Genomic DNA, 3853 nt, shown 5'->3' with positions numbered 1-3853 from the left:
ATTATCTTGACTTATTACCACTAGACTTTTTGAGATTTTTTAAGGTACATTCCATTTTTTACTCCGCACATAAAGGCAACCTATCAAGATAATGCTAACCACTCCTATCAAAATAGTGACAAGCGGTACCCATTCCGGGAAGGTAATCGTAAAGCTCGCTTCCTCGTTGATCTTTTTCGCTTGCTTTTCTCCAATAGTAAAGTCTTTTTTCCATTCCCATGTATTTGTCCCTGACTGTGCACGCACTTGGAGAGTATATGTGCCGCTTTTGATCGGATCAATCCCCCAATTCGTTGAAAAATCAAATTGAGAATTTGGTGCCATTCGCATATTATTGGCTGTTCTCTTCTTAATTACCTCACGGCTGCCCTTTTTGTATAATTTGGTCTCAATCATTAAATCTTTCAATACTTTTGGTTCAGGATTTTGCATTCGAGCTTGGATCACCCGCTTCCCCTGATGCACTGTGGAACGGACTTTTAAGAGGTTCAAGGAAGAGCCATCGTCATAAACTTCTGAGTCTTCCGTAAGCAGTAATCCGATACGATATCCAAACGTAGAACTCAGTCCTTCTTTTTCTTCTGACGAATCAGCTTTCATGATGCAAATCGTTCCCCCTTTAACCCCTGAAAATTTTTCATGGGGAGGATTAACGCTAATTGTTACAATTTTCTCTTCGTAATTTTTGACGGTTACCTTTTTCTCGGAAACGGATGTTAATTCTTCGACAGAATCTGTCAAAGTGGCATCTCTTTCATAGTCATCACTATCGTAATCAATTGAACCGTTTTGATTGGTATACGCATTTTTTACATAGATACTGACAGTTGCTGGCGCGACGTTTGTACTCCTGATTTTTATCGATAGTTCTTGCGGCTGATTCGGTTCAACCTTAATAAAATAAAAGCCCTTTTGAGAATCGATTTGTGTAGCAGTTTGTACAGGCTCTACCGCAAAGCCTACATCATTTTCAGGTTGTGTTGCCTTTTCCCCCGAGCTCCCCGCTTCTTCTGCTAAACTCACAGTGCTGAATAGAAAACAACTTGAAACTATCAATAAACAACAAAAACTCTTTTTAACTAGAAATAAAAGATCTTTTATGAGAAGCTTTTTTTTCATTTAGTGGTTCTCCTTAAATAAAAGAAAGAGAAGAGAACAATCCTCTTCTCTTTCACTCAGTAAAGTAATTAGAATGAATCAGTTAACGCCCAAGTGATATTTCCTTGGAATGATTGTCCGGCAAACGCAGTATTTGAATCGCCGGCAGCCAATTCTAATGTCATTGAATCGATTGGCAACGCATAACCATGATCACTAATACTTGAGTCCGTCTTCGCTAACTCAGTAGTCGTTCCATCCAAGGCTAACTCCGCAACACCTGCTGTGATGCCACTGCCTACAGTAATATTTGCGGCATTGGTTGTTGTATTCGCAGAAGTAGGAGCACTAGGCGCACCCCAATCTTTCATACTTCCTACTGCAACTTTGATCTTCCCTGAGTTGATCACTTGTGCAGGAGCGACTGGGTTGGTTAAGTTAGAAGCACTGGCAGATAATGTCCACTCATTATTTGTAAGAGCAGTATCTCTTCCATCATATAACGCAACATACTTTCCGCTTGTGCCGATTGATTGTGTCAGTGCATTTCCAGCAGTATGTGTATTACCAAAATCGACAAGGTTTGGAACAAAGCGCAATTGTAATTCATCCGGATCTGGGTTGGGGTTAGGAATAAGCCCCTCTGCCTCAAATTGAACTCGTACAGGTGTGTCCAACGTATCCGCAAATCCTCCTATGCTCCCAGCAAATGCCAAACCCAGAACGGATAGGCTAGCTAAACTAACGACTAATTTTCCTTTCAAATCTTTCATTAAAAAACACTCCTTTTTTTATTCTAAACAGAAAGAAAAGTTTCTGTTTTAGCAAATAGATGACTTTCTGTTAAAATAGATCCGTGATACTGATACGCTATCTCCATTCGTTTACTTTTCACTTGGTTTTGTTAAAACCAAGGTAGAAGACAAAAACACTGATAGATAAACACATTAGAGGAGATGCCTGACGGAAGTTGACGGTAAATGAGACCGCGATAACCCTCCATCGAATGATCGATAGCTCTATCTACTATAAACAGAATCGCTCGCATTTCAACAATAAACAAGTAAGCGCTTTCACGAATTTTAAAAAAAGCTCTGCCCGAATATTGCCTTTTTTAAAATTTTTTTGTTATTGGTTAACAAACTAATGTAAGAGTTTCTCCATCTGATAGACTACTTGAACTCGCTGCTCAATCATGGAATCCGCATACGTATCTAGCGTCAACCGTGTAGAAGTATGCCCCAACATCGCACTCACAGATAAAATATCGCTTTGTGCTTCCAAGCAACGTGTCGCAAATGTGTGGCGCAATTGATGAAAGTGAATGCCCTTGATCCCTGCTTGTTCACGCAACCGATGAAAGTGATACGTTAGCAAACGCGGTTCGATAGGATGATTCTTATGGGAAAAAACATACCGACTCTTCGTGTTTCTTTTTTGTTGAAGCAACAGCTTCCTTAGCTTTGACCCAAAAGGAATGATCCGAACAGCTGCCTCTGTCTTAGCCATGTCATAGAGTAGTTGTGTTTTTCGTTTCCCGACTGATAACGCGAGCCTTTGATAGGTGTGGCTCACTTGAATCACATTTCGCTCAAAATCAATATCCGACCAGCGTAAAGCGGCGATTTCCCCGATTCTTAAGCCTGTGTATAATGCTAAGTACGTTGGCAGCCCTCGTACTCCACCTTCCTTTAGAGCGGATTTTTCCAACCGCTGCTGCTCTTTTTTTGACAATGCTGGAATTTTTCTTTTCTTCTCCTTTGGCAATTGAATAGAAGAAAATGGATTTTCCTTCAAATACATCATTTTTATTGCTCGGTTCAAGCATTGACACACTATTTGTAGGATCACTTTCATCGTAGAGACCTTCAACCCCCGACGACTCCACTGCTGGACCATTTCTTGACCATCCTTTGAGGTTAATTCATTTAACTGCTGACTTCCCAAAAAGGGAAAGACATACTTCGTTAATTTGTATTGGTAATTGGCAAATGTAGCAGGCTTGACGCTGGATTGTATTTGCAGCAGCCATTGATTCCCCCACTCCTGCAGTGGGATACATAGCTCTCCCTGTGTATTTTGAATGCTTTGATAGCGAACCTTCAATGGATAGAGCTTCATACGTACTTCTTGCAATGATCGACCATACACGTAGCCATACTTTACTTGTCCATTAGCCTTACGACCTTTTCGATACCGACCTTCCCAACGACCATCCTTTCTTCGATAGATATTCTCTCCTCTGCGCATACGATTTCCCCTTTTCTTTGACGGCGAAATTGACGCTCTATATATAGGGTCTTTTCTCCGTTTTTTAATTGTTCATTGTATATACCGATACTTTTTATTTAGCAAAAAATGAACTTTAATAACTTTTCGCCAAAAAAACATTGAAATGTGACTTTAATTAACTTATAATTACGTCGACAGTTAAAAATAATCTGATTTTCGTTTTTTAACCTTAACTTTTTCACTTGGTTTTAACAATACTAAGAAATTTTTCATTATAATTATTACTTAGGTAAGTTTCAGCTTAAAAAGTATCTCCTCATATTTGAGGGGATACTTTTTATGTATTCATTGGTCCGTTTATTCTTACTAACGCTATGTATGTCTAGTAATATACCGTGTGAAAACTTATCGTTGGTTTACAAAATAATCGTAGATGTATATAGATAAAACTTTATTTTCGACAAATAAAAAAGGCATATCCGATGGATATACCACAGACTGTAGACAAAAGACGTCTCAAACT

3 protein-coding genes are annotated in these 3853 nt (G+C 39.1%); all 3 read right to left on the bottom strand.

Going from position 1 to position 3853, the window contains the following annotated elements; translation table 11 throughout:
• Window positions 1–39 precede the first annotated feature (39 nt).
• The 3 genes from RV13_RS19990 to RV13_RS19980 all read right to left on the bottom strand — a co-directional run bounded on the left by RV13_RS19990 (window position 40) and on the right by RV13_RS19980 (window position 3348).
• Window positions 40–1119 (bottom strand): WxLIP family cell surface protein, encoded by a 1080-nt coding sequence (locus tag RV13_RS19990; protein ID WP_028020193.1) that lies wholly within the window; start codon window positions 1117–1119, stop codon window positions 40–42.
• A 68-nt stretch (window positions 1120–1187) separates the two neighbouring features.
• On the bottom strand, window positions 1188–1871 hold the full coding sequence (locus tag RV13_RS19985; protein WP_028020192.1) for a WxL domain-containing protein: 684 nt from the start codon (window positions 1869–1871) through the stop codon (window positions 1188–1190).
• A 370-nt stretch (window positions 1872–2241) separates the two neighbouring features.
• Window positions 2242–3348, bottom strand: coding sequence for a tyrosine-type recombinase/integrase (locus RV13_RS19980; RefSeq protein WP_028020191.1), 1107 nt, complete (start codon window positions 3346–3348; stop codon window positions 2242–2244).
• Between the last annotated feature and the right edge of the window lie 505 nt (window positions 3349–3853).

The sequence above is a fragment of the Enterococcus raffinosus genome (assembly GCF_001886185.1).
Lineage (GTDB): Bacteria > Bacillota > Bacilli > Lactobacillales > Enterococcaceae > Enterococcus_A > Enterococcus_A raffinosus.
The sequence above is the reverse complement of the archived record's forward strand: the minus strand, read 5'-3'. Positions and strand labels throughout refer to the sequence as shown.